At 45.5% G+C, this 25,129-nt stretch carries 25 protein-coding genes and 2 riboswitches; of the genes, 7 read left to right on the forward strand and 18 right to left on the reverse strand.

What is annotated here, in order from left to right; all coding sequences use genetic code 11:
• Nucleotides 1-52 precede the first annotated feature (52 nt).
• Nucleotides 53-589, reverse strand: a complete 537-nt coding sequence (locus SPSYN_RS07090; protein WP_161821783.1) for a gamma carbonic anhydrase family protein — start codon at nt 587-589, stop codon at nt 53-55.
• Between the two features lie 648 nt (nt 590-1,237).
• Here SPSYN_RS07090 and SPSYN_RS07095 point away from each other — a divergent pair.
• The 4 genes from SPSYN_RS07095 (at nt 1,238) to SPSYN_RS07110 (ending at nt 5,672) form a co-directional block, all read left to right on the forward strand.
• The gene (locus SPSYN_RS07095; protein WP_161821784.1) at nt 1,238-2,641 is read left to right on the forward strand and encodes an MBL fold metallo-hydrolase; all 1,404 of its coding nucleotides are present in this window, start codon (nt 1,238-1,240) and stop codon (nt 2,639-2,641) included.
• 336 nt (nt 2,642-2,977) lie between these two features.
• Complete coding sequence (locus SPSYN_RS07100; protein ID WP_161821785.1) at nt 2,978-3,673, forward strand: response regulator transcription factor; 696 nt, start codon at nt 2,978-2,980, stop codon at nt 3,671-3,673.
• On the forward strand, nt 3,670-5,079 hold the full coding sequence (locus tag SPSYN_RS07105; protein ID WP_161821786.1) for a sensor histidine kinase: 1,410 nt from the start codon (nt 3,670-3,672) through the stop codon (nt 5,077-5,079). The genes SPSYN_RS07100 and SPSYN_RS07105 overlap by 4 nt, the downstream gene beginning before the upstream one ends.
• A 113-nt stretch (nt 5,080-5,192) precedes the next feature.
• Nucleotides 5,193-5,672 (forward strand): DUF2680 domain-containing protein, encoded by a 480-nt coding sequence (locus tag SPSYN_RS07110; RefSeq protein WP_161821787.1) that lies wholly within the window; start codon nt 5,193-5,195, stop codon nt 5,670-5,672.
• A 222-nt stretch (nt 5,673-5,894) separates the two neighbouring features.
• Here the strand turns inward: SPSYN_RS07110 and SPSYN_RS07115 are convergent, their stop codons facing one another.
• From SPSYN_RS07115 to SPSYN_RS07150, 8 genes are all read right to left on the reverse strand, one after another.
• Nucleotides 5,895-6,302 (reverse strand): hypothetical protein, encoded by a 408-nt coding sequence (locus SPSYN_RS07115; protein WP_161821788.1) that lies wholly within the window; start codon nt 6,300-6,302, stop codon nt 5,895-5,897.
• A 349-nt stretch (nt 6,303-6,651) separates the two neighbouring features.
• Complete coding sequence (locus SPSYN_RS07120) at nt 6,652-6,870, reverse strand: hypothetical protein (protein WP_161821789.1); 219 nt, start codon at nt 6,868-6,870, stop codon at nt 6,652-6,654.
• Nucleotides 6,871-6,879: 9 nt separating this feature from the next.
• Nucleotides 6,880-7,623: a hypothetical protein gene (locus SPSYN_RS07125; protein WP_161821790.1), complete on the reverse strand. Its 744-nt coding sequence runs from the start codon at nt 7,621-7,623 to the stop codon at nt 6,880-6,882.
• Between the two features lie 26 nt (nt 7,624-7,649).
• Entirely contained in the window at nt 7,650-8,756 is a 1,107-nt protein-coding gene (locus tag SPSYN_RS07130) for an ABC transporter substrate-binding protein (protein ID WP_161821791.1), read from the reverse strand.
• On the reverse strand, nt 8,753-9,589 hold the full coding sequence (locus SPSYN_RS07135) for an ABC transporter ATP-binding protein (RefSeq protein ID WP_161821792.1): 837 nt from the start codon (nt 9,587-9,589) through the stop codon (nt 8,753-8,755). The genes SPSYN_RS07130 and SPSYN_RS07135 overlap by 4 nt, the downstream gene beginning before the upstream one ends.
• Before the next feature lie 2 nt (nt 9,590-9,591).
• Nucleotides 9,592-10,581: a FecCD family ABC transporter permease gene (locus SPSYN_RS07140; protein WP_161822226.1), complete on the reverse strand. Its 990-nt coding sequence runs from the start codon at nt 10,579-10,581 to the stop codon at nt 9,592-9,594.
• A 65-nt stretch (nt 10,582-10,646) separates the two neighbouring features.
• A complete protein-coding gene (locus tag SPSYN_RS07145) occupies nt 10,647-11,552 on the reverse strand; it encodes an Ig-like domain-containing protein (protein ID WP_161821793.1) in 906 nt (301 codons plus the stop codon).
• Nucleotides 11,553-11,626: 74 nt separating this feature from the next.
• Entirely contained in the window at nt 11,627-14,131 is a 2,505-nt protein-coding gene (locus SPSYN_RS07150) for an S-layer homology domain-containing protein (protein ID WP_161821794.1), read from the reverse strand.
• Between the two features lie 64 nt (nt 14,132-14,195).
• Nucleotides 14,196-14,313: riboswitch (molybdenum cofactor riboswitch) on the reverse strand.
• 141 nt (nt 14,314-14,454) lie between these two features.
• Nucleotides 14,455-14,576, reverse strand: a riboswitch (molybdenum cofactor riboswitch).
• A 271-nt stretch (nt 14,577-14,847) separates the two neighbouring features.
• Between SPSYN_RS07150 and SPSYN_RS07155 the strand changes: the two genes are divergently transcribed.
• The 3 genes from SPSYN_RS07155 (at nt 14,848) to SPSYN_RS07165 (ending at nt 16,660) form a co-directional block, all read left to right on the forward strand.
• Entirely contained in the window at nt 14,848-15,078 is a 231-nt protein-coding gene (locus SPSYN_RS07155; protein ID WP_161821795.1) for a hypothetical protein, read from the forward strand.
• 15 nt (nt 15,079-15,093) lie between these two features.
• Nucleotides 15,094-15,927, forward strand: coding sequence for an amino acid kinase family protein (locus tag SPSYN_RS07160; RefSeq protein WP_161821796.1), 834 nt, complete (start codon nt 15,094-15,096; stop codon nt 15,925-15,927).
• Nucleotides 15,928-16,078: 151 nt separating this feature from the next.
• On the forward strand, nt 16,079-16,660 hold the full coding sequence (locus SPSYN_RS07165; protein WP_161821797.1) for a LysM peptidoglycan-binding domain-containing protein: 582 nt from the start codon (nt 16,079-16,081) through the stop codon (nt 16,658-16,660).
• A gap of 196 nt (nt 16,661-16,856) precedes the next feature.
• Here SPSYN_RS07165 and SPSYN_RS07170 read toward each other — a convergent pair whose 3' ends face one another.
• The 9 genes from SPSYN_RS07170 to SPSYN_RS07200 all read right to left on the reverse strand — a co-directional run bounded on the left by SPSYN_RS07170 (nt 16,857) and on the right by SPSYN_RS07200 (nt 25,083).
• Complete coding sequence (locus SPSYN_RS07170) at nt 16,857-17,633, reverse strand: hypothetical protein (protein ID WP_161821798.1); 777 nt, start codon at nt 17,631-17,633, stop codon at nt 16,857-16,859.
• A gap of 345 nt (nt 17,634-17,978) precedes the next feature.
• Nucleotides 17,979-18,809 carry an MBL fold metallo-hydrolase gene (locus tag SPSYN_RS07175; protein WP_202623781.1) on the reverse strand — a complete coding sequence of 277 codons (831 nt, stop codon included), beginning with the start codon at nt 18,807-18,809 and terminating at the stop codon, nt 17,979-17,981.
• Between the two features lie 228 nt (nt 18,810-19,037).
• Nucleotides 19,038-19,448, reverse strand: a complete 411-nt coding sequence (locus SPSYN_RS07180) for a molybdenum cofactor biosynthesis protein MoaE (RefSeq protein ID WP_161821799.1) — start codon at nt 19,446-19,448, stop codon at nt 19,038-19,040.
• Nucleotides 19,449-19,582: 134 nt separating this feature from the next.
• The gene (locus SPSYN_RS07185) at nt 19,583-20,047 is read right to left on the reverse strand and encodes a PPC domain-containing DNA-binding protein (RefSeq protein WP_341478870.1); all 465 of its coding nucleotides are present in this window, start codon (nt 20,045-20,047) and stop codon (nt 19,583-19,585) included.
• Nucleotides 20,048-20,080: 33 nt separating this feature from the next.
• Nucleotides 20,081-20,203 (reverse strand): hypothetical protein, encoded by a 123-nt coding sequence (locus tag SPSYN_RS16175; protein ID WP_279279249.1) that lies wholly within the window; start codon nt 20,201-20,203, stop codon nt 20,081-20,083.
• A gap of 24 nt (nt 20,204-20,227) precedes the next feature.
• Nucleotides 20,228-21,271 carry a Lon protease family protein gene (locus tag SPSYN_RS15715; RefSeq protein WP_423828285.1) on the reverse strand — a complete coding sequence of 348 codons (1,044 nt, stop codon included), beginning with the start codon at nt 21,269-21,271 and terminating at the stop codon, nt 20,228-20,230.
• Nucleotides 21,219-22,562: an AAA family ATPase gene (locus SPSYN_RS15970; protein ID WP_243152952.1), complete on the reverse strand. Its 1,344-nt coding sequence runs from the start codon at nt 22,560-22,562 to the stop codon at nt 21,219-21,221. Before SPSYN_RS15970 ends, SPSYN_RS15715 begins: the two co-directional genes overlap by 53 nt.
• A gap of 421 nt (nt 22,563-22,983) precedes the next feature.
• Nucleotides 22,984-23,193 (reverse strand): YtxH domain-containing protein, encoded by a 210-nt coding sequence (locus SPSYN_RS07195; RefSeq protein WP_161821800.1) that lies wholly within the window; start codon nt 23,191-23,193, stop codon nt 22,984-22,986.
• A gap of 186 nt (nt 23,194-23,379) precedes the next feature.
• On the reverse strand, nt 23,380-25,083 hold the full coding sequence (locus tag SPSYN_RS07200) for a B12-binding domain-containing radical SAM protein (protein ID WP_161821801.1): 1,704 nt from the start codon (nt 25,081-25,083) through the stop codon (nt 23,380-23,382).
• Nucleotides 25,084-25,129: the final 46 nt, after the last annotated feature.

Genomic DNA, 25,129 nt, shown 5'->3' on the forward strand with positions numbered 1-25,129 from the left:
CTGGAATTAGGGCTTTAGCTTAGACAAAAGCTGTGGTTTTGTATGCAAAGGTCTATTTATTATTAGTTGGAATTAGCTGCATTCCGATATCTAGGTATTTTTTGGCGAGATCAATATACAGCTGCTTACCATAATTCCATAGTTCGGTATCCTTTTCTTTCACTTCGCGAACCTTACAGGCCGGATTACCCGCCACTACGATTTTTTCAGGAATAACTTGACGCATCTTAACAACCGCACCTTCCGCCACGATAGTACCAGCACCAATTACTGAACGAATACTGGTTACCGAACCCATGCCCAGTACAACAAAATCGCCAACTTCAGCAGCATGCACTACTGCTCCGTGGCCAATGGTTACTTTTTTTCCTATTTTGCATGTTTCCTTCGGTGGAGCATGGACCACGACACCTTCTTCAACAGCAGTCCCGGAACCTATTTCAATAGTTCCGTAATCACCGCGCAAGATAGCACCATGACCAATGTAACAGTTGTCCCCAATTTTGACGTCCCCAATTACCAATGCTTGCTCACTAACATAAGTATCTTTACCGATTACAGGCTGCTTCCCGTCAAATGAATAAAGCAATCTTTTCACCTCTTATTAAGCAACAGACCTTTCTCTATTTCCTGGCCTGGGCATAAATCTTTCAGCTCAATCTACCAGAGAAGTAGCCAGAACGTTCTCCGGCCACTTTATAGTTTTTATAAGTTTACCAGTTGCTGTTCAATAACTTCCAAGCCGCCTTTGCAGCGCAGTTTTTTATTTTTACAGCAGTTCTTTTGTTTTTTATAGGCAGCTTAGTCTATGTAATTATTTGCACTCCTTGTACCTTTACCAGACATTTGCCCCGTCCCATCCGGCCCGTTTTCCAGCGCCTCTTGGCATATGACTCACCTCTATATGGTTTATGACATATGCCCCTAACAGTTTTTATTATACAACGTTGATCACATATGTCAATAACTTTGGAGTCAATTTTTACATCTTAGCTATCCAACCTATAATTCTTAATAATATTAATTAATAGTATTGAGGGGTTTAGGAGTAATAGGTATAATTATATTATTATCATAATTTTGTTGAAATTATAAAATATTAATTTTTTTTATTTCTTGTCTAAGCGATTGGGTTAAACAAATCTATTTTTTTAAATTGTCGGTAATTCTGCGGCGGTAGTCATCAACAGCATCTCTGGTGTTTGTAAATTTAATGAAGGTAAAGGAGGTTTTTAGCATGGAATTTAAACAGATTTACACTCCGGGACTTGCACACTGCTCATATGTTGTTGGAGGAAGTAACGGCTGTGTTGTGATAGACCCGGCCAGGGAGGTTTCGCAATACATAGCCATTGCGAACTCGTTGCGTCTCCCCATCAAGGGGATAATAGAAACGCATCTGCATGCAGACTTTGTGTCGGGGCATCTAGAACTGAGAGAATTGACGGGCGCAACTATATATATTACTGAAAAGGCCAATGCTGAGTTCGAACATTACGCCGTTAAGGATGAGGAAGAAATTCAGATCGACACGCTGCTCTTCCAGATGCTTGATACACCGGGACACACACCTGAATGTTCGGTATTTATTGTTTCTGATCTTGAACGGGGCAGGGAACCCGCCTTGGCTTTCACTGGAGATACCCTGCTGGTGGGCGATGCGGGAAGGCCGGATCTGTTCCCGGACATCAAGGAGGAGCTAGCTGCAAAACTTTACAAGAGCCTGCGCAGACTGGAAAAACTCGGTGACAATATCGAGTTATATCCGGCACACGGTGCAGGATCCCTTTGTGGTAAAGCCCTCTCTTCCAAGCTTTCTTCCACAATCGGCACAGAAAAGATGCATAATTTAGCTATATTAAAACACCCTGAGGAAGAATTTATCAGGAGCTTCTTGGAAGAAATGCCTGAGGCTCCCGATCATTTTTCCCGCTGCTCCGCGATAAACAGAAAAGGTGCGACTGCGGTTTTTAGGTTGAATGAACCGGTCGGATACACGCCGGAGGAGTTCTTAAAACTCAGCCGCACAGGCTATGTAGTTGTCGATACACGTGATCAGCTTGCGTTTGGAGCAGCTCATATTCCCGGAGCCTACGGTTTGAGCCTGAAGGGTAATTTTGCGACTTTTTCCGGTTGGGTCTTGCCACCTGATAAACCCATCCTGCTGGTTCTTGAGGATATGAGGGATATGCCTGTCGCCCTTAAAGGTCTTTACAGTGTTGGCCTTGACAATGTAGTGGGTTATCTTGACGGTGGTATGTCCGCTTATGCCGCAAGCGGTCTGGAAACTGCAAGGTTAGAAAGTATTTCGGTCACTGAAGCCAGGGAAAGGTATGAAAAAGGAGAAATACTACTTATCGACACCAGACTTAAAAGTGAATGGGACAGTGGGCATATCAAATGTACATCCCACATCCCCGCGCCTGATGTAAGAAAAATGTATCATGTTCTGGAGGGCGACAAGCCCGTTGCTTTTATCTGTAACTCAGGTAACAGATCACTTCTTGCAGCCAGTTTGATGCTTAACATGAGCAGTATGAAAAACGTCATCAATGTAATCGGTGGTACGACAGCCTGGGAAGCCCTCGATTATCCCATTGTTACGGGAGGAGAAGATATTTGTGAACTATCTGTTCGTTGATTCATGACAAATTATAGCTCCATCAACAAAGCTGAGATGACTGTAATTTATAAACATATCTGGATTGTTGCACTCGCCTGGCCAACGGCTGCACCTCAGGACACAGTTATACTTGGAATCGCCACATTACAAAACAAGCTTTTTGACAAAAGTGTTTACATCGTTTTGGGTACGATTACTGCGTTACAAATCAAGCTTATCATGTTTGAAGGCGGTTAAAGTGCTTAAGTAAATTAGATACTTGCTGGCCGGTGTCTACTTGGTTTTGTATTGAGCCGTACCGGTGCTTCAGATTATCATAAATAAAGACTACTACTTGAAAAGAGGTATGTCGTAGTGATTGAGGAAAAGATCCTGATTGCTGACGATGAAGAGCTCCTTCGCAATATGCTTAAAGAGTATCTGAGCCCGGCAGGTTACGTGGTTGATGAGGCCGAGGATGGATTTGAAGCAATGATGTTGTTTAAACAAAACAAGTATGCCCTAGTGGTTCTGGATGTGATGATGCCAAAAATGGACGGCTGGAGCGTGTGTCGGGAAATTAGGCAAATATCCAATGTACCGGTGATTATGCTGACTGCACGGGGTGAGGAGTATGACAAGCTTTACGGCTTTGAGCTGGGGGTGGACGACTACCTGGTCAAGCCTTTCAGTCCTCGGGAACTGCTCGCCCGCATCAAGGCCATTATCAAAAGAAGTGCCGGTGCGTCTGTGTCGACAGCGCCGGGTAATAAAGTAAGCTTTGAGGGTTTGGATATCGATTTTGACGCCCACAATGTTTATGTCGACGGCATGGTTATCAACCTCACGCCTAAGGAATACGATCTGCTGAATTTTTTTGCCCGGCATCCTAACCGGGTTTTTTCCCGGGAACAACTGCTGGAAAATGTATGGGGCTATGATTTTACCGGGCATGACCGGACTGTGGACACCCACGTAAAAATGCTCCGGGATAGTCTTGGGCATTACCGTAAATTCATTGTCACCGTCTGGGGAACAGGCTATAAATTTGAAACGGGAGCCAAGAAATGAAAAGCATTGGCTTTAAGCTCTGGGCGGTCATGATGGCACTGGTGATGGTGGTCTTGTTACTTTTATGGCTATTCCAGATCGTCTTCCTGGAAAATTTTTATACCCGTATGCGTATATCAGCGGTTAAAAATGAAGGCACTGCCATCGCCGGACTGCTGGTGGACGGCAACAGAGCCGAGTTCGAAAACAGGCTGGATGCTTTTGCCTATAATAACAACCTGAGCGCTGAGCTGCTGGACGGCAGTGGCAAGAACGTCTACACTACCGGCCCAACCGGTGCAGGAGGGCATATGCCCATGCAAAGAAATGCGGCTCGGAGAGAGGCCTTCCAGGCAGTCTTGGCTGGGAAGGAAACAATGATTTTGCTAACTCACCCACGCTTCGGCAATGAATTCATGCTGATCGGCTTGCCGGTAGAACAATCCGGCGGAATGTCCGGGGTGCTTTTGCTCAATATGTCCATGGCCCCGGTTGAGGATACTGCGCTGATTTTAAAACGGCAGCTGTTTTACATCACCCTAATGCTTTTGGCTGCCGCTCTGCTGCTCTCTTTGCTCCTCTCCCGCAGCTTAACTAAGCCAATTTTAGTCATCAAAAAGACGGCCGAGGAAATGGCTTCCGGGAACTTTAACGCCCGGGTTGTCCTGAAACAACAGGATGAAATTGGTCAGCTGGCCGGGACAATCAATCACCTGGGGCAACAGCTGGCTCAAATCGAGCAGCTGCGCAAGGACTTGATTGCTAACGTTTCCCATGAACTGCGCACGCCTTTGAGCATTATCAGAGGTTATGCTGAAACCATTCGGGACGTGACCGGTGATATTCCGGCCAAAAGGGAAAAACAGCTGGAGATTATCATTTTAGAGACAGAGCGGCTCAACAAAATTGTAGACGATATTTTAAACCTTTCTCAGTTCCAGTCAGGTTTAATTCAGCTGAAACTGAACTGTTTCGACCTGCAGCAGGCACTTGCTGCAGTGGTTAAGCGGTATGCTGTCTTAAGCGAGAAAACCGGGGTGCAAATCATCCGGCCGGAGGCTATTGGGGCGAGCGTGGAGGCAGACCGGGAAAGGATTGAGCAGGTGCTATATAATTTAATCAATAACGGCCTCAGCCATACCCCACCTGGCGGCAAAGTTACAATCAAAGCCATTGATCGCGCTCAAACGGTTCGGATTGAAGTGGCGGATACGGGTACCGGCATCCCGGCGGAGGACCTGCCCCATATTTGGGACCGCTATTATAAAGCGGATAAAACAGTCGCCCGGAGTTCCCTGGGTACCGGCCTGGGGCTGGCCATTGTCAAGAGTATCCTGGAAGCACACGGAACAGCCTACGGGGTGACCAGTCAGGACGGAGCCGGCACCACCTTCTGGTTTGAGCTGAGGAAAGTACAAGCAACCTAAAGAAACCATCCATAATATTTTATTAATTTTTCACACTTCTATCATACTTTTATCACAATTACTCTTTAAAATGTAAATGTAAGCAAAAAAAAATTTGAGAGGAGTGAGGAGTATTGAAAAATTTGCAAAAACTGCTGGTAATGGCAATAGTAGTAGCTCTTATTGGCGCAGCCGGCGCTGCCTATGCAGCAGTAGCAAAAACACCGGCTGAAATCACAGCCGAATTAACTGGAAAAACAGTAAGTGAACTTTACCAGGAGCGCTCGGAAGGAAAGACATACGGAGCAATCGCTAACGAGGACGCCAAGCTTGATGAATTTCAGGCCCAAATGCTGGAGCAAAAAAAGATTGTCCTTGAGCAGAGAGTTTGCGAAGGTAGTCTGACCCAGGAGCAGGCAGACAATATTTATAACACTATCCAAAGCAGGCAAGAAAACTGTGCTGGAGACGGCACCGGCATACGCGGAAGATGCGGTTTAGGTAAAGGCAATGGTTTGGGCATGGGAAACGGCAATTATGACGGAAACGTCAGCTACCGGGAGATAAAAAACGGCGCCGGTAATGGATTAGGGAATGGTTTTTGCAAGCATTAGACCATCAATAAACAAGACAGCTTTTATGCCGTCTTGTTTAATAACCTCTGAAAATATGAGCCCAGCAGGCAAACAGAGAACCGCTCCCTTGTATGCAATACTGCATCCTGGTTTTGCCATCCCTCCTGGGAATGCTTAAGTTAACTTGTCAACGGCATTTGGGCTGAATACCTACTGCTAAATATATAAATCCACCGCCCACATTGTGGCGGTGGATACTAACTAGTCGAGTTTGTTAATTTTTACCCAGGAAGAAATAGTGTCTTCTTCTCTGAGTGTTGCACCTTCAGCACCGCCGGTGGCGACGTTACGAATGGTGACAATATCCCCTGCATTAAGGTCGAGTGTAACGGCAGCTACTATAGTCTGACCTGCGCCATTAAACTCAGCAACAATGGCATCGTTAACAGCAACTGCCCAGTCCTGGGGGTTATTCTGTGACGTGTAAATCCCAAAGCTGATGTCGTAGACACCGGCTAATTCAACAGTAATTCCTTCTTCCCCAGGTGCATGAGTGATATTAAATAATGGTCCATTGTTGCTGTAATTGATGTCATCGCCTACAGGTACATTTTGTGTGCCTATCTGGAATACAAAGCCGAAAGCAGCCAAGCCCGTAATAATACCCATAATAATCCTCCTTTCTACATGTTTTGGGAAGAATATACCACATATTACCTTTCTCTTTTTCCCTGCCCCATATTATGCAAGCAATAGCCATATAGTGACAAAACAATAAAATTCAGCTGATAGCAATTAACATAGCTAACCCAACTTTGGGCTAACATTTCTTTGTGTCTGGAAAAGTTTAAATCCCACCTGAATAAATTCCCGGTGGGATTTGATTATAGCGATCATGCTATACATGAATATATATTAAAGACCGGCATGCAACGCCGGTCTTATATGCTACCTATTTGTTATCCTGCCATGGGTAAAGTATTGTGTTATTTTAACAGCAACAAGTCCAATAAGGTTCTCATTGGTCATGGCTTGATCTCCCGGGCCTATGACAGCTAATGGAGTGCGCTGCCCAGCGGCGATAACGGCAGTTATAACAGGAAACCGTTTCGTCCGCCACCATTTCATCTTCGTCGTCACAGACAAAACCGGAACATTTCTTGGCAATCCGTGCCGCCTGGACCCAGTCTTCCGTGCCGAGTATAAATTCCTCATGATGTTTTGCATTATTATCCATGTTAACTCCTTAATAAACTCTTAACTGTTGTTTAGTGCACGTTTTCCAGCATGGTGCACCGTTTTCTGCTTTATCACGATAGACCAGCACAACGCTTTTATCCCTCAGCAATACTTTTTTTACCTTTTCACCGAGCCGGATAACCTCGGATTTGTTGAGGACCTGGCCGTCCAGGCTCTGTACCAGGTCTACCGGATAGTTACTTAAAATATCACCCACACGAATAGTGTTATCCGGGGTGTCTATTTTGAGCTTGCCTTTAAACCGGCCGTCGTTTCCCCCCAGCCGCAAGCCCGCGCCGGCCAGAGCGCCGATAACCCCCTGGCCGGTGCCGCCATGCTCTGAGAGATGGATGTTTAGCCGGGCAGCCAGGTCATAAGCTTCATCCTTAGTCAGCACAAATTGCTTAGCCGTGTAGCCAAAATCAGTCAGCAGGGACTGGTTGGACAATAGTTGTGGTACGCATACGCACAGGCCGGGGTCGGAACCTTCAGCACATTCTTGTTCCAGCAGGTCTTGTGCATAGCTAATTATATCTTGTAAATGTAGCTCGGTAGTCATCACGGGAAAACACATCGCACTGTTGTGAGAGGTATAAGGTATGTCCGGGTGTACCAGTAGTTGGTGACGGGTGATGCCATAGCTTTTACCCCAGCCCTGCTTCTCGATCCCTTTGGCAATGGCTTCAGCGATTTCACCGGTACCTTTGCTGTCAAGGTTGTCAGTGTCGTCAATACATACAAGTACTCTCATGCGTTTTATTCCCTCCTGGGATGTATTTACTTATTACCCTTGGCTTTGCGCATTCCTTGGGCTTTTAACACCTGGTCTATCTCTTCATCACTCAGCTGCAGGTTAAAAAATTCTGCATAGAAACCTTTGGCCTCGTCAGCCAGGTCAAGTTCAGTAAACTTATCAGGATAGAGCAGCTGTGCTGTCCATAATATTGCCAACGGTGTTTCCAGTGAACCTGGGTGTCCCCAGCGAGAGATCCCGATGGGCATTTGATATACCCGGTGATTTTGTACCGCGCTCAAGGTAGCCCACTGCTCATTGGTCATTATGTAGTCGCCTACACCATATTCATTAACTAAGATAACATCCGGGTTCCAGAGCAAAATTTGTTCCAGGCTGGCGAAATGTTTTTCTTCAATCAGCTTTAACGGTTGATTGACTGAAACATTATTAACACCGGCTGCCTGCAGCCAGTCAGCTGGCAGGGTATCTTTCATATCCGTCCTGGTGGCCTCGTTCACTGAATGGTAAACCCTTACTCTTTGTGAGCTAGGAATAGAACTAACTTTTTTTTCCACCCGGTCAATACAAGCCTGGTAAAATTCGTTATACTTACGAGCTTCAGTCTCTGCCCCAATCGCCTGCCCAATCATAGTCACGGCGTACTGCTGCTCACGCATATTATTAAAATCAACTACCAGATAAGGAATATTGGCTTTGTTTAGTTTGGCTACTTCACCCTCGCTACGTGCAGTTTCGCCCTTAATAAAAGCAAGATCCGGCTGAGCTTTAATCAGCTCTTCAATATTTATGGAACCGGAGGTCACAGGTATATTGGCTTCTTTAATGCCCGGGTAAAGTGAGTTTAACAAAACATCTCTTTTAAGACCGTCCACCACGGAAACTATCTGATCAGCTTTGCCGAGCATGGCTACCACATGGCCTGAGAATGCATAAAGGCAGGCTATCCTATCCACCTGGTCAGGAATCTCTACCTGGCGGCCAATGCAATCTGTAACCGTTATTGTTCCGGTTTGCCCGGATGTATCAGGTTGGCTGTCTTTTGTGCCATCTTGACAGCCGGTTAATAAGAGTGATATAGCGATAACAAACGTCAAGCAAATAATTATACTACGTCTTAGCTTGATCAAACAGTTTGACCTCCTTGGAAATTATTCGCTAGTGTGCCCACAGGGATAATTTGTTTTAATTCCCCTATTTCATCGATGTGCTGCGTTACAACTTTAGCATATATATTATATACCGATTGTAGATTTTCCTCGGTGAGTATATTATCCGGATGGCCTTTAGCCATAAAACTATGGTTGCTCATCAATGCCACAAAGGTGTTGATTCCATGGTTGGCAAAATAAAACGCATGGTTAGGAAAATGGGTAGCCATCACCACGGATAGCCCTGTATCCCGGACCAGCCGCACAATGGTTTCCAGTACAATTAGTTCGTGTTTGAAATCCAGATGGGCGGTGGGCTCATCCATGATAATTAATGGTGTTTGCTGGGCCAATGCCCGGGCAATCATGACTAGCTGCCCTTCCCCCCCGCTTAATTGGGTATAAGGCCGGTCCTTATATCTACTAAGACCTACCATGGCCAGCGCATCTTCCGCAATAGCCCGGTCTTCCATATCGGGAGAACTAAACATACCGGTATGCGATGCCCTGCCCATTAACACGATATCCAGTACCGTATAGGGGAAAGTTTTGGCGTGACTTTGCGGAACGTAGGCCATCTGATTGGCAATTTCCCATATGCGGTACTGATTGATGTTTCTGCCCATTAACTTTATTTCACCCGCATTAAACTTTAAAATTCCAAGTATGCAGTCCAGCAAAGTGGTTTTGCCGCACCCGTTAGGACCGATGATGCAGTGCACCTCCCCCGGGCCGATACTAATCGAAATATGCTCAAAAATTTTAGCGCTTTTATAACTGAAGCTGGCATCAATAACCTCTAACAAATGCACTGTTACCAGCCTCCCCCTTTGGTTTTTTTGAGCAGGTAAACAAAAAATGGTCCCCCCACCAGAGCGGTTAAGATACCAAGGGGTATCTCTGAGCCGGTTATAACCCGCCCCAGGTTATCGACAATAATTAAAAAACAGCCGCCCAGAGCTATGCTTGCCGGGATAAGCAGTTTGTTATCATTGCCCACCAGCATCCGGCCTATATGTGGGATTACCAGGCCTATCCAACCAATAATGCCACTTACACACACCGCTCCGGCAGTTGCCAGGGTGGCGCAACATATGACAATGCCCTTGGACAGCGCTGTGTTTATGCCCAGCGCATGGGCTTCTTTGTCTCCCATAGAAAGCACATTGATCCTCCACCGGATGGCTACCAGCCCTGCCATACCTACTACCATGGGAATACCGGCGATGGCGATGTCCTGAAAACGCGCGGTAGCCAGGCTACCCATTAACCAAAACACAATGGTGGGTAATTCATTGTATGGATCGGCTACGTATTTAATAAAAGAAATTAGTGATGAAAAGATTGACGATACAATTACTCCGCCTAGAACTAACATAACTGTGGGAGTGGTATTGTAAACCCGGCCGATAAAATAACTGAGCAATACAGCCAGGCCGCCAAAGCAAAAGGCGAATAGATAAACGAGGCTGGTTTGATGAAATAAAATAATGGCCAGGGCTGCTCCGAAGCCGGCCCCGGAGCTAACACCCAAAATACCCGAGTTGACTAACGGATTGCGAAACAGTCCCTGAAAAGCAGCACCGCTCACTGCCAGGGAACCACCCACCAGAGCCCCCAGTATCGCCCTCGGCAGCCGGATATCCCAAACTACTGTCTGGGATATCTCCGGGATACCGGTGGCTGAGGAGGTTAGCTTAGACCATAATATTTGGGTAACAATATCAATTGACAACGGGTATCTGCCTATGAACAGGGATAAGAAGATTACAATAAACGGACTAATTAGAATTATCAGGTACATTATTTTCTTACCCGTTATATTCACCCCTTGCTGTTTAACCAAAGCTGCACCTGGTTTTGATATACTTATGATTTTCTTCTCTTGAAATACAGGTAACCGACCGCAACGGCAGAACCCACAACAATCAGGCCCAGCACCAGTGAGGGTGTATTTGACCTTCCGGATTCGTTATCAACGTCCTGAATTGATGTACCTTCCTCCGTTGAGTTAACATCAACAGCAGTTTCAGTTTCTTCATCGTTTTTAATCGTAACGTTATCCTCTTCCGGAGTCTCTTTCGAATTCACTTCCGGGCTTGAGGTAATTCCTGAACTTGGTTCTTTATTGTTATCATCGCTGTTTGAAATTGAGCTAACAGCAGCAGGTTGGCTTGGACCTACTGTCTGGCTGACATTGGGGGAATTGGTTTGACCTGCCTCCTTTACCGGCGGAACCGAATTGGTCTTTGTTGGGACATCCTGATTAGTTTCGCTGATAACGGGTGATGGTGTTGCGCCGGCTGTGGTAAAGGCTATGTGAACATCCCGCCCCAGTGTAACACCGCTCTTTGAGGTCAAGCTGGAAGCGACCTTAATTGTATAACCCGTGCCAGGTGTTAAAGCTTGCGCAGGTTTGAGAACTACATCTCTTTTTTTCTCCGGCTCAACCTGGTCATCGGCCATAATCACCTGCAGGGGTATTGCAGTTCCCTCGCTGTCAAAGAGGGCAAAACACTGCATATTGTTGTCCTTAACAGTCATGTTGATTACATTTTTGTTAAAATGCAGGTTGAATGCTCCTGAAACTGGTACATCCTTTTGTCCGGAAACCGGATTAGAGGATAGTAGTGCCAGGGGAGCATCATCACCACCGCCTGAACCATCACCTGAACCAGTTCCATTTGCAGCAAACGCTGCAGGTAAAATTACTGCGAGGCTAAATACTATGCACAGGAATGCAACCAATAGCCTTGATTTTTTATTGATGGCCACCAAATCCCTCCCTTAAGCAGTTTAATGACTCAGGAATCGCTGTACACGATATAAACAGTGCTGTAAATATTGATCTATGCCGCCGACTTATATGCCACGGGCAGATCGGCAAATGATTCGAGTACCCCGCCACTAGTAGATTTTATTTGTATATTGGGGTTATCACTTTTTAAGTAGGACAGTGTTACGCTTTGCCCGGGAGTAAGAATCTTAGTGTTTAAAACCAGCTTTATTTTACCGACTGTATTAGTGGCGCTTACTGCGGTAACGGTATTCTCGGTACCATTTACTAAAACCGTAAATTGATCACAAATTTGACTCATTAATGGATCATCCTCTGCGGGCACAGCCATATCGACGTCGAATAATATACTGATATCCCCTTTAGGGGTAACTTCTGCAATAAGTAATTGTGGTGCCGGTTTTGTTGGTGGTACTGCCAGGCTGTTGGTGACGCTTTGCGGAGCAAAAGACTCCAGCACTCCGCCGTTTGTGGCTACTATTTGCTGCGCTGCATCCCCCGGTTTAGTATAAGCGACCTGTACCACCTGCTCACCGCTGGTTACCTTGGTGGCCAGCACCAGTTTAATTTTTTTTGTTTCCTTCGCAGCTGACGCCGCCTCGATTTCCACTGGCGCTCCGTCTACGGTCACAACAAAACCGGCGTGCTTGCCGCTGGGATCGGCCATATCCTGGCTAAAAGTAACACTTATGTCACCCTGGGAGGTTACATCAGCACCCACAAAAGTTGGGGCGGAACCAGGCAAACTGTTGGTGACATTTTGCGGAGCAAAAGACTCCAGCACTCCGCCGTCTGCTGCAACTATTTGCTGCGCCGCATCCCCCGGTTTAGTATAAGCGACCTGTACCACTTGCTCACCGTTGGTTACCTTGGTGGCCAGCACCAGCTTGATTTTTTTAGTGTCCGTCACAGCTGTGGCTGCTTCAATTTCTACTGGTGCTCCGTCTACGGTCACAGCAAAACCGGCGTGCTTGCCGCTGGGATCGGCCATCGCCTTGTTAAAAACAATGTTTACATCACCTTGGCTTGTTACTTGTGCATCAGTTAGATTCGGAGCTGTCGGTTTATCTTCATCACTTCCACCACTGTTACCGCCACCGCTGCTGGAAGCCTTAACCTGGAAAGAGATTACCACTTGTTTGCCAAGGGTGTTGCCGTTATTAGCCTTTAGGTTCTTGCTGATGATCAATTTATATGTTTTACCACGAGTCAGGTCATTTTTAGGTGTAACATAAATATGCTCTTTTTCGGCATCGTTGTTGCTGATCCGGGAAACATTTATGGCTACATCGTTTCCGGTTGAACTTTCCATAGTAATGCAATTTTGGTTGTTGTCCCAGTAATCCCGGACCACACCCCGGTCAAACACCAACTTAATCTTCGGACTAACCGGAACATCGGTGCTGCCTTCAATGGATTTACCTGTATCGACCAGCAAAGCCCTGATAAAGTTTAGTGGATTGTTGCCACCCCCACCACCGGTGCCTCCGCCACTACCACTTCCACCGCCACTACCAGTGCCGGATGTCTTAATCTGGAAGGAGATCACCACTTGCTTACCCAGAGTGTTGCCGTTGTTAGCCTTTAGGTCTTTGCTGATGATTAATTTATATGTTTTACCACCGGACAAGTTCTCTTTGGGAGTAACATAAATATGCTCTTTTTCAGCATCATTGTTGCTGATCCGGGTAACATTTATGGCTACATCGTTCCCGGATGAGCTTTCCATAGTAATGCAATTTTGATTGTTGTCCCAGTAATCCCGAACCACACCCCGGTCAAACACTAACTTAATCTTTGGGCTAACCGGAACATCAGTGCTACCTTCAATGGACTTACCTGTATCAACCAGTAAAGCTCCGATATAATTCAGCGGGTTGTTGCCATCCCCACCACCGGTTCCATCTTCGGTCGGTTTAGATGTATCTTGATCGTTAACATTATTTGCCGAATTAATTTCATAAGCCATTGCCCGGTCAAGAACCACTATGGCTTCTGCACGGGTGATGGGTTGCCCGGGTCGGAAGGTTTGGTCCGCGTAACCTTTAATAATACCTTGCGCTGTAACGGCTTCTGCAGCAGTTCTACCCCAGGTGGGAATTTGGTTCTGATCACGAAATCCGTTGAGTGCATCCGCTTTCCCCGATAATTTAGAGCCTAAAACTCGGGCAATTATGGAGGAGGCTTCTAGTCTTGTAATCTGCTGATTTGGCTTAAAGGTGCCATCTTCGTACCCGCCAATGTAGCCGGCAGCAACTGCTTTGGCAACCTCTCCGGCATACCAGCTTGAGGAGTTTATATCAGAAAACTCCGGGTCAGCGGCAGCCGTAAAATTAAAGGCTTTGTTGACAAAGGTTATGAACTCGGCCCTGGAAACGGGATTATTAGGTTTAAAACTGCCATCGGGATAACCGTTGATGTAACCCTTGTTGCTCCAGTCAAGCACCTGTTTTTCTGACCAGTGCCCCGATATATCATTTGGTTGGGCAAAACACAAACCGGATAAAGAAATCAACAAACATAACGACATGAACATAATCAACGCTGTTTTTCTCAAGCATCTCACTCCTTGTCTGTTTTATTAAAAAAAATGCCGGTAATAAAAAACCCGGCATTAATGCTTTATGTATTAAAACCCTCCTTTCCATACCGGGGGGCCCAGGTGTTTCCACCTGAACCCGTCGACTCTGGCACCGTGACCATTGCTTTAGGCAGCCAAAGTTCGGAGTATGTAGTATTTAATTAGTCAACCTTTAACAAAGTAAATAAACATGTTGCTGGCCGCTAATTCGCCTCAGCCACTGTTCCAGAGAATAAGCCAACACCCTTATAAAAATAAAAGCTTTGTCCCAATGCAATTAAGGACAAAGCTTTATAGTTGCAATAAAGCTAGCATCTCCTTTCCACATGGGAGGCATTCCGGTTTCCCTAAATACCCTACCGGTCAGGTGACCATTACACGTAAGTCTACAGGTGTACCAGACTCGGAGAATGTTTTAGTATGTAATTTATATTACTAGATTAAAGTATGTTTAAAGTAAAGTCAAGTTCGATTTAATCCTCGTTTATTCGAGTCTATACTCTAAAATACTCCTTTCCAACGAACTAAGGTTTTTCTTCAGCACAAAAACGCTGGTGGAAAATTATTGAATAAAGCTCGGAATTTGTTGCTCTATAAGAATAATTAGTTCACTGCCAACCCGCAAATTAATGCATAAATCTTTGCATTCTGTCAATTCTATCATTATAATGTAAGCAATGGAGGTGATAATCATGGCTAATGCCAAAATTTTTGTTCGTGAGCGTCGCAAAGTAGGAGAACAGGAAAAGAAACCTCGTTATTTCGTTGTAGCAGTGGCAGGTGTTGATCTCCATATCAAGGCGAAGCATATCAGGAAGATGGAGATAGAAGAGATTGCCAGTGCCGTCGGAGCTGAAGTTGTATACCTGCAGGCCGGTAAAGAAAACCATGAAGATGACCTTGATAATGACGATGATGAATAAAAAAGAGGTTAGTGTATGGCATTAATACGCGAAAAGGACAGCAAAAGACTGCATATTAAAAGCAAGTTGATGGGGGAATCTTTGGTAGGCAAAACATTTTTACAAAGCCTTGAATACAAGGATGCCTTTAAAATCCTGCCTGACGTAAATGTCCTTAAAATTGGAGGACAAAGTATTACCGACATTGGGGCTAAGGCGATCCTGCCGATTATTGATGAAATAGTCCAAAACTCCGAGCAGCACAAGATGATCATTTCAACCGGCGGGGGAACCCGCTCCAGGCATGTATATGCCATAGCTATGGAACTGGGAATGCCTACCGGGATAATATCTAAGCTAGGCCAGAGCATATCTGAACAAAACGCCCTGATACTGAGTACACTTTTGACACCTTACGGGGGGATCAAAATTGGGCATGACGACATCCCCAAACTGGGAGCTTATTTTATGCAGGGCTGCATTCCGGTAATACATGGCATGCCGCCATATGGCTACTGGGAGCACCCGCCGGAGGAAGGCCGCATACCCAGCAACCGCACCGACGTAGGGGCATATTTGCTGGCTGAGGTTATAGGAGCCAAGCAGTGTATTTTTATCAAGGATGTTGACGGTCTCTACACCGACAATCCCAAGATTGACCCGGACGCCGAATTTATTCCCAAAATCGGCGCCAGAGAGCTGTTGGACAGGAACCTGGACGATCTGGTTGTGGAAAGGGTGGTACTGGAGCTGCTCACCCGGGCACAAAACATGCAGCAGGTTCAAATCATCAACGGCACTAAAGAGGGCAATTTAACCAGAGCGTTAAATGGCGAGCATGTTGGTACAATTATTTATAAAGACATCTGATACCATTCCCTCACTTAGGTGGGGGATTTTTTTGTCTTTAGCTTTAGCCTAAATTGCGGAACCTATTGCAGTGAACTGCCATATTATACAACATCTCTATTTAGAGTGTTTTTAGCAAACGCTTAGTTAATTTGGCAGGAGGTGATGATAGGTGACGTATCGAGTCCAAGCGGGAGATACCTTATTTACGATTGCCAAAAAGTTTTCAGTAACCCTGGACAATTTAATAGCTGCAAATCCGCAGGTTAATAACCCTGAGCTTATACAACCTGGTCAATTAATTTACATTCCCAAACAGGCTCAGGATACGACACAGAACCATTCCGGTGGTGGAAATAACGAGCCAGGTATACCGGGACAAAAGGCTCTGCACGTTGTTGATGTTACTTGGGATGACAAGAAGAGCCAGGATTCAAATATAATTCCCGTCAGAACGACTTTAACAGTAAGGTTTGATAAAAACGTGGTTAATGATATTGTCTGGGAGAACAATCGAAGAAGCATTTCCCTTTTATCTAATGAGAGAAATATACCCATTCATGTAACAAGGGTTAGGGATAATGTTGATTTCTCCATGAGGAATAATATATTTGTTCAACCAACCCGTCCTTTGACACCTGGAACTACGTATACGTTAAAAATATCACCTGATATGATATCAAAAGCCGGTGTTACCCTTGGCAGCTCTACGGGCGGAAAAGGTTTTACCATTAAGCTCAGGACGGAAAGCTAGTTATTTAAGGATACAAATTGTCTATGCCGAATCTGGCAATAATAAACCAGAAAAAACCGGGTTAGCTAATCACGAGCATTTAAAAATTATTTCCCCCCAAAGAAGAGAATACAAGCAAGCAAAAACTGTTAAACCCACAAAGATTTTTGGTGGGGTTATTTTTTGGATAGAGAAGCCTAAGTATAATGATGTTAAGCTACAATTTTTCGATAGCAATAACATAATATTTTGATTTAACTACACATATTTTCCCACCGTTATTTCGTTCAGTAATTTGTATTTCCACAATTGAGTTATCTAATAAAAAAGCTACCGGATTTAAACTGTCTTCTTGATTAAAAAATCCTAGTCCACCTTTATATACATCAATATAGTCTGCCATGATACAATTCCCATTTGATATGATTAAATCCTTTGATTTAATGAATTCTATTTTAGGGATCCCTTGTAAATAATGTCCGTTTAATAAAACAGTTACCCCGCTTTGCCTGTCTTTTGCTTTCCAGATGTTCATTTTTTGATAACTATATCTGTAATTTTTTGTTATTTCTTTAATATTACCGGCTGGCAATTCCACAGCTTGATTGCCTTTATAATAAGTAGCGACTAGATGCCCCTTAAATTTTCTTACCTTTGAAACTGTACTGCATTTGTTTATCTTATAATTATCCCGGCCTGGCCGTCCAATATAAACTTTGCAATCATCCAGCCAAGTTAATACTTGCTCCAAATTAAATGAATTTTTGTAAAACTTTATAGCAACAAGTATAATTCTGTTATCAATCTCAAGTAATATTGGAAAAACATCACCCAGTTGAATGCTGTGTAGTTGAAATTCGTCGTACTTTTCATGGTAACTAGTGTTGAAGCAGTATTCATAACAGTCAGGATATTCATTTATATTTTTTTTAATATTATTTAATTTATTATTAATAAAGTCACTTATGGTCAAAATATTGTCTTCTGGGACCATTTTATACAACCCCTTAAACATGATTACGAAATTCCTAGTTATTATGGGCTGATATTTTTATAGCTTTATAAAAAAGCAATGCCGGATTATCCTTGCAAAAAGCAAAACCGGACCGGTATACACCGAACCAATTCCGATATACCTGCCGGCCTGGTTACCATAACTTGAAAAGTCTTGAGGTATGCCAGACTCGGAGTTTGAATTAAATTTTTTTGTGGCTATAGTATCAGGTTAAAGTAAATTCAAAATAATGTCAATAGTGGTTTATTGCAGTTACACTGCCTTAAAGTGCCACCGGTCGGTTTTTTCCCACTCAATATCCTCAAGACTAACTAGTTAACCGCTTCATGAAAAAGGCCGATTATATGGAGTGCTGGGCATCAGTCTGTTGTTTTGCCAGTGAGCAGCCTTGGAGCGGAGCATTTCCTGCAGCAAAGGCCGGATAAAGTCAATTGGTTTAAGGTTGAAAATATACGTACTGAAATCATTAAACCATGGGCACTTCATTAAGTAGTCATCTATTTCTCCTTCAGGCAACCCATCTTTAATCATGAGAGTACAGGTAAATATTCGTTTGCAGGCATGCCAGGCAGCTTTTTCCGGATCTTTCAGCCATTTTTCCAAGCGTGATCTAGCATGATCTATCGTTTCCAGCGGGTTGGTGATAACCGGACCATGCCCTGGGTAGATACGTTTGAGGGACAGTTTGGCTACTTTTTCCAGGCTATCTTTGGCCGCCTCAATTGAAGCGGTTCCTTCGCGGAAAATATTGAGCCAGCCTACATCATTTTCTGCAAGTAAATCACCGCAGATTAACGCTTGAGTAGCAGGTAAGAACAGGCATATATGACCTAAAGTGTGACATGGAGTATGCATCACCCTTATTATTTCAGTACCAGTTTCTATTTCATCTCCATCCGACAACAAACAATTTACTATGTAAGGCTCAACAGGTCGGTCGAGCCAGCGGGAACAATAGGCCTCCGGGTGATTATTGTTAATTAAGCCTGCTTCCCAGCGATGAGCAGCAATATTAATACCGTACTTCTTTTGTAAACCTGCATTAGCCCCAACATGATCGGAATGATAATGGGTATTAATAATTAGTTGTATTGTTGCCGGTAAGTAACCGTTATCTTTGATTAATAATTCAGTTAGAGCATTTCTGAAATAAATCCTGTGTCAATTAAAACAGGTTTAGAACCGCCGACAATTACCATATTAGCACTCGGGTTCAATCTCTCGATAAAGCAAACTTCATTAGACAATGCATGTTCCTCCTGAAAGCAACTTTTCTCGATGTGTGTTCGAGCAAAGAATTATAATTGATACATGTTAAGTGTTTTTTGAGTAAATTTGTACCCCCTAAAATGAGGGGGTATGGGTGAAGGTTAATAAAGTTAATTAAAATTTTTGTTCAATTTCGGTAACACACTCGCTTTTGATCTTTCCAACCAGGAATTGCAAGGCATCGATAACATGTGGTCTGATGTCGCCGCCTATCAGCACATACATAATGTCATCACCGAGCTCTAGTTGGCCTTCATTAAGCCAGACCCTGACATGGAAGATACCGTCCATCTTATAGGTTTCAGCAATCGCCGCCTCAACCTTTGCTTCATCATACGCAAACTCCATTCCCTTTACCAACGTACCGTCATCAAGCCCCTCGCGCACCTTGACTTTGGGCGTTTGGCGCACAACGCCATTATGGACTAGAAACATCCCTTCTTGTAAAGCTGCTGGGTCATTTTTTGCTTGTATGAGCCATTCATCGATTGACGGCGATGGTTTTTTCTTCTTTCCATTAATCATAACTAATACGCTCCTTATTTATTAACGTAAAACCTCAAATTATCATTTCCCAATTTGACATAAATAGCCCTATTCTTATTAGCTTGCAACGTGACTATCTCCACGTGCTTGTAAGGGGGAACATGTCTTCCTGTTCACAATTCCAGCAACTCAAAGCCGGTGCCCGGGTCAACCTTCCGGAACGCCGTTGAATTAAGCAGCTCAAAAATAACTACCTCGCCAATGTGCCAGATGATCACTCCCTCCCTGGTGCAGCCGGTAACTGTGTCTCGATTCCGCCCGAATGCCGAGTGCATGTGCAGCTTGGGCAACCCTTCTTCGTTTATAAACAATGTGCCTATTCCCATCGCCTCGCTGGTGCCCAGCAGTTCGGTGACCATCTTGCGAGGCTTAGGAGCGTTGCCATCTTCCGGACCTACCACCACCTTGCTGTTAACGTCGGCACCGCCCAGGAAGTGTACGATGGCCGCTTCTATTCGGCGGGACTTGGCAAATTCCTCAATGACGTTGGGTATTTTGTCTTCGTGCTCCAGTCGCAGGATGAAAATCCTGCCCAGATTGGCCTCTGTGTACTTAATGACTCTCGCCTCCTTTTGGATCTTTGGTGGGACATTGGGCGAACTTGCTCCGCTTTATGCCTTGTCCTTTTCCGGCCTGGTATTTTTGCCCAGGTTGCTCTTGCCGTCCTTGCCGCTGTTGTCTGAAGTGTAGGCTTCGTGATAAGCCTGTAGCTTGGCGGTAACCAGGCCATGCACCGATTGCGCCGGGTAGACTCTCTGCTAGTCGGCCTCGCCGGCGGCTACGCCGGTAAGCAGTTCAATCCCCTCATTTACACTGGCCACGGCATAAATGTGGAATTTGCCTTCCCTTACAGTGTTCACTACTTCTTCATGCAGCTGCAGGTCCTTTACGTTTTGCCGGGGGATGATAACCCCCTGCCGGCCGGTGATGCCTTGGATTTTGCAAACCTCGAACCAGCCTTCAATTTTCTCGTTCACCCCGCCGATAGGCTGAATTTCTCCTTTTTGGTTAACCGAGCCCGTGACGGCCAGATCTTGTCGCAGTGGCAGATCAGACAGACTGGATAAGATGGCGTACAACTCCGCGCTGGAGGCGCTGTCACCGTCCACTCCATCATAGAGCTGTTCAAAGGTTAGGCTGCCGGTGAGGGATAAAGGGGTACTCTGGGCATATTTATGCCCCAAATAGCCGCTGAGGATGAGCACTCCTTTACTATGGGTTGCGCCGCTCATTCTGGTTTCCCGCTCAATGTTGACCACGCCCTCCCTCCCCAGGTAGGTGTTGGCGGTTATGCGGGAAGGTTTGCCGAATGTGTATTCCCCTGCACTCAGTACGGCCAGGCCGTTTACCTGGCCTACAATAGCCCCGTCGGTATTGATGAGGTAGGTTCCTTCCTTGAACATCTCCTGGATGCGTTCTTCAAACTTGTTAGCCCGTTTGCGTTTTTCTGCAATGGCCTTCTGCACATGGGTAGCGTCGATAATGTCTGTTCCCTCCATGGCTGCCCAGGAGTCAGCCTCGCAAAGAATATCCACAATCTGGCTAAATCGGGCGGTAAACTTGGTCCTACTGCCGCTCAGCCTGGCGGTGTACTCCACTACCCGGGCTACCGCAGCGCGGGTGAATTCCTTGAGATTTTCTTTTTTGACGGTGGTGCTGATAAAGGCAGCCAGTTTACGGGCATTCTCCCTGGTATTATCCATCTGCACGTCGAAGTCCGCGTGAATTTTGAACAGCTTGCCAAAATCCTCATCGTACTGATACATCATGTAGTAGATATAAGGGCTGCCCAGCATAATCACCTTTACGTCCACCGGGATTGCCTGGGGCTTCAGGGAGGCCATGGCAATTAAGCCGTATTGCTCGCCAAGGCTTTCCACAGACAATTTTTTTTGTTTTCAAGGTTCGTTTCATTGCTTCCCAAACCCCGGGGTTCATCAGTACATCCTTTGCGTTAACAATAAGGTATCCTCCATTAGCTAGGTGGAAGGCTCCGGCCTTGATCATGGAAAAATCAGTGCTCACCACGCCCATGCGGCTGGAATATTCGACGCGGCCGCACAAGTTGTAATAGTTGGGGTTAGACTCAATGATCACCGGCGAGCCCTCACTACCGCGGTTGTCCACCAGCAAGTTAACTGAGTAGCGTTCTTGCATCATTTCCTTGGTGGTTTTACCGAACATGGCCATCTGTTTTTCTTCCTCGCTGGAGGGAGTTCTCCTGAAATCTTTGATATTTTTCACCACATCATGTCTTACTGCTTCCAGGTAATCAATCACCCCAGGATTATCTTTATACTTCTCTTGCACTTCATCAATTAGGTGGACTACGGCAAACAGCGCCACCCGGTTGATTAGTTCGCGAATTTTTTCTCTGGTTTCCCGGTCGAGGTGCTGCATTCTGCGCATCTCAATCATGGCCAGGTCCTGCACTGCTTGCATATTGGCCTTGATTTCTTCTCTTGTCTCTTCGTCCAGCTTTTGAAATTCTTCCTCCGACAGCGGCTCGCCATCTATCAGAGGCACCAGCACATAACCGGTATTGGACCAGTTAACCTGTATAGAGTATGTTTTTGCTTTTTCAACGAAGGCTTCCTGTCTGGCGAGCTGTTCCTGGTGAAAGGCTTTCATGAGGGCAGCTCTTTCTCGTTCATAATCTTCACTGCTAAAAACTTTCGGTATCTCATTGCGCAAGTTTTCAAGCAGTTCCTTCATTTCCTGGCGAAATTCGTTGCCTGTACCCGCCGGCAGGCTGATGGCAATGGGTTGGCTGCTGTCTTCAAAATTGTTAACATAGCACCAATCCGGTGGCACAGGCTGATTTTTGGCTAGCTTGCGTACCACCTGTTTGGCGTATGTTAATTTCCCTGTGCCCACCATGCCGGAAACAAATATATTATAGCCTGGTTTTTGAGTATGGAGGCCAAACTCCATGGCCTTGACCCCGCGTTCCTGACCGATCATCTCATCCAGTGGGGGGACGTTGGCGGTGGTAGTAAAGTCAAAAAAATCTTTATCGCAATAGAAGCGCAGTTGTTCAACGCCTAATTCTGTTACGGGCGGTTTATTTTGTTTTTGTTCTTTACTGGACATAGTTTCTCTCCCCCTACGCTGTTATTAACCAGCCAGCGACAGTTGCTCCGGCGTGGCTATTGCTTTATATATAATTATAAGTATATTGGCCATAACCAGTCCTCACGCTAAGCAAACTGCAGCCAGAGACCTGTAGGACTGTCACGCTCACCCATCGTTCGCCGCCCGTTCTTGTCCTGGTCTACCCTTGATTGTTCCGGCCAGTGGCCGCCCGGTTATTTTAGATAAGAAAGAAAACAACGGTAGAACCAGTCTGGCAAGCCTTCTGCAGTCAAGTACGTATGGCTATAGTGCTGGATGGATTACGTCCAGTAATGATTGTTTTTAATATTTGTGTTCCGGCAGGTCATCTAAATTATTGTCCAGGCAATGGTCTGTGGTGCCCTCACTATTCACAGTTGCTCCTAAAAAACGGCTGAGCTTATCTTTTTAAACCTTTGGCTTTCTCTATGGCTTCTTTGGCCATCTGCTCAGCCTTATTTGCTACTACTTCAGCCTTTTCCCTGACTTCGGCAACTAAATCTTCAGCTTTATCCTTTAAATCATCAACATTCACCTTTGCGGCCATTTCTTCTGCCTTATCCTTGGCTTCCTCTAAAACTTTTTCGAATCTATCTTTTAATCCACCCACCTTGTATAGCCTCCTTAAACAATTATTAATTTTATAAACAATCTTAACATGTATTTGTCATGTTATTTATTAATATTAGCGATTTTTATGTCTTATTTTGCCTGATAGTGATCAGGCGGGAGTGAATTTGTGCGCCAAAGGGGATGAACCCAAGCTGAGCCAGTTTAAATATATAGAGTTGGACGTTTATAAACCCAATGCTTCCTTAGCAATTTTTATAAGTGGATATTCACCGGTGACCGGGTTTGGGTCCTGGTAGTAAGCATATACGATACTGGGCTCGGCATATAAAAGAGCAATACCCCGCCTGCCCCGGTGCTGCGGAAAGGTAGCGTCAACCCGTTTCAGTTGCTGTTTTGTGGCTTTCAGGGCGGGGTCTTTAACCTGCAATACTACAGGCAGCCGTCCGGAGGAATTGGTGGCCAGGTAGTCACAAACCAGCATATCCCGCAAGGCGGTTTTGTCAATGCCTGGCTGAGAGCTAAAGTATACCAACACCAGGGCGATGAAATCATTTAACGAAATCCTGTCTGCGCCTTTGGCAGCCAGGTATTCGCCAAATTGGGCAAATAGTTCAAAGGGTTTTATGTTAAGCCGTTCCAGTAGGTAAGCAAGGGTGCGCCGGAAACGGCCGCTGTTATAAAGCCGTTCCAGGGCGTCTTCAGTACGCTTAAGATAGCGCAGCTCTTCATGTGAAAGCCAGGGTGTCTCAAGTACCTCGTAGGGGGCGCGTTTATTAAACCGGCAGGGGTAATTTTCAGGTTCTTCACGCATTTGCGAACCGTGCAGCAGCTTTAAAAAGCCCAGCTGCAGCATATTGGGCTTCAGGTCGTAAGCCGTATTAAAGCTTGCGGCGAAGCTGCTTAAATCTTCGTGGGGCAGACCGGCTATCAGGTCAAGGTGCACATGGATATTACCGTTGGCTACGATCTGCCGGATATTGTTTTTTAGCCGTTCTACATTGGTTTTGCGGCGTATGGCGGTCAGAGTTTTTTCGTTGAAGCTCTGCATGCCGATTTCAACCTGGAACAAGCCTGCCGGTGCCGCAGCCAGCAGTCCTAATATTGCTTCATCAAGAATGTCCCCGGCGATCTCGAAATGGAAGCATACGCCTTCCGGGATCCTGTTGCCGTAATGCTCGAGAATAAAGCTGATTAATTCAACCGCCCTGGAACGGTTGGCGTTAAAGGTGCGGTCTACCAACTTTACCGTTTGGGTGCCGCTGTTGGCCAACATGAGGAGTTCTTTTTTGGCCCGCTCCAAACTAAAATAACGCACCTGGCCAAAACCAGAAAGGCAAAAGGCACAAGAGTACGGGCAGCCGCGGCTGGTTTCCAGGTATGCAATTCTGCTCTTTAAGGCGTTAAAATATTTCTCCGTGTAAGGGCTGGGGGGGTCATTCGCGGTAACATAAGGAGTAGCTGAGATTAATTCATCGCCTGCCCGGCTGTTTACCCCCGGGATATGCCGGGTAACTGCGTTATGATAAAGGCAGTTCAGTAGCATGGCCAAAGGTTCTTCCCCTTCACCGGAGACGACATACTGCACCAAAGGCTCTTCCTGCAATATATCCGCAGCATTGTAGCTGACCTCCGGCCCGCCCAGGACGATCACCGCCTCGGGTAATTTGTCCTTGACTAAACGCACCAATTGTTTGGTGGCCTCGATATTCCAGATGTAACAGGAGAAGCCGATGACCTGAGGCCGGTTGGCCAGGATGCGACGGGCTACGCTCTCCAGATCCTCGTTAATGGTGCCCTCGATAACTTCGGCAATGATGCCCGGTTTGCAATAGTTCTCAATCCCCGACAGCAAATACCAAGGTGCCAGGGAGGAATGGATATATTTCGAATTTAACGTGCAAAGCGCTACCCACAGAATGGGTTTCATTGAATGTTAACCCCCAAGTTGGCTTTTTTAAGTTGTTTATCATACA

Source organism: Sporotomaculum syntrophicum, assembly GCF_009932395.1.
Taxonomy (GTDB): domain Bacteria; phylum Bacillota; class Desulfotomaculia; order Desulfotomaculales; family Desulfallaceae; genus Sporotomaculum; species Sporotomaculum syntrophicum.

Coding starts and splice junctions, on each gene's coding strand:
- SPSYN_RS15970 (WP_243152952.1), bottom strand. CDS start 22,562: ATGTCCAGTAAAGAACAAAAACAAAATAAACCGCCCGTAACAGAATTA.
- SPSYN_RS07155 (WP_161821795.1), top strand. CDS start 14,848: ATGGCTAATGCCAAAATTTTTGTTCGTGAGCGTCGCAAAGTAGGAGAA.
- SPSYN_RS07115 (WP_161821788.1), bottom strand. CDS start 6,302: ATGGGTATTATTACGGGCTTGGCTGCTTTCGGCTTTGTATTCCAGATA.
- SPSYN_RS07125 (WP_161821790.1), bottom strand. CDS start 7,623: ATGAGAGTACTTGTATGTATTGACGACACTGACAACCTTGACAGCAAA.
- SPSYN_RS07180 (WP_161821799.1), bottom strand. CDS start 19,448: ATGATTAATGGAAAGAAGAAAAAACCATCGCCGTCAATCGATGAATGG.
- SPSYN_RS07170 (WP_161821798.1), bottom strand. CDS start 17,633: ATGGTCCCAGAAGACAATATTTTGACCATAAGTGACTTTATTAATAAT.
- SPSYN_RS07095 (WP_161821784.1), top strand. CDS start 1,238: ATGGAATTTAAACAGATTTACACTCCGGGACTTGCACACTGCTCATAT.
- SPSYN_RS07160 (WP_161821796.1), top strand. CDS start 15,094: ATGGCATTAATACGCGAAAAGGACAGCAAAAGACTGCATATTAAAAGC.
- SPSYN_RS07105 (WP_161821786.1), top strand. CDS start 3,670: ATGAAAAGCATTGGCTTTAAGCTCTGGGCGGTCATGATGGCACTGGTG.
- SPSYN_RS07120 (WP_161821789.1), bottom strand. CDS start 6,870: ATGGATAATAATGCAAAACATCATGAGGAATTTATACTCGGCACGGAA.
- SPSYN_RS07200 (WP_161821801.1), bottom strand. CDS start 25,083: ATGAAACCCATTCTGTGGGTAGCGCTTTGCACGTTAAATTCGAAATAT.
- SPSYN_RS07140 (WP_161822226.1), bottom strand. CDS start 10,581: ATGTACCTGATAATTCTAATTAGTCCGTTTATTGTAATCTTCTTATCC.